Source organism: Anoxybacillus sp. EFIL (assembly GCF_013096955.1).
Lineage (GTDB): Bacteria > Bacillota > Bacilli > Bacillales > Anoxybacillaceae > Anoxybacillus > Anoxybacillus ayderensis.
Genome location: NZ_SDLH01000053.1, coordinates 1 through 518 on the forward strand (window position 1 = coordinate 1; position 518 = coordinate 518).

2 protein-coding genes are annotated in these 518 nt (G+C 36.3%); both read right to left on the reverse strand.

Annotation, left to right across the window (positions count from 1 at the left end):
- Positions 1 to 278 (reverse strand): alkaline shock response membrane anchor protein AmaP (gene amaP / locus ES017_RS15270; RefSeq protein WP_171335272.1); only part of this gene is annotated, 278 nt, incomplete at its 3' end.
- A 28-nt stretch (positions 279 to 306) separates the two neighbouring features.
- A partial coding sequence (locus ES017_RS15275; RefSeq protein WP_171335273.1) for an SDR family oxidoreductase occupies positions 307 to 518 on the reverse strand: 212 nt, incomplete at its 5' end.

Genomic DNA, 518 nt, shown 5'->3' on the forward strand with positions numbered 1-518 from the left:
GATCCTTTATCCTCTTTCAAAACAAAAGTAGCTTTTGTTCTAGGATAGAAGATAATAACTAGAATGATACAAAGGAAAAAGATAATTAGAACTGCTGCTGCCCAAAAAAGATATTGTTGTAGGAAATAATTCGTGAAAAAGAAGGAAATAAATCTTTCTTTTCGATCTAAGCCAAACGGTAAACTAAAATAAGGATTGCCCAATAATAATATTCGCAATAACACAGTAATAAAAATCAGTGAAACTACAATCGCTAAAGTTTTCCATCCTTTATTCATAAGACACCTCCTAATGTTTGATCACTTCTTATAGATTGATTGCTTCTCCACCAGTTACTCCATAAATTTGAGCTGTTACATAGCTTGCTTTGTTCGACGCCAGAAAAACATACACAGGTGCTAACTCGGCTGGTTGTCCTGCACGTTGTAACAACGAATTTTGGCCAAATTCAGGTAACTGATCCTGTGGTTGTCCATGATCCAACTGTAGAGGTGTCCAAATTGGGCCTGGTGCTACAC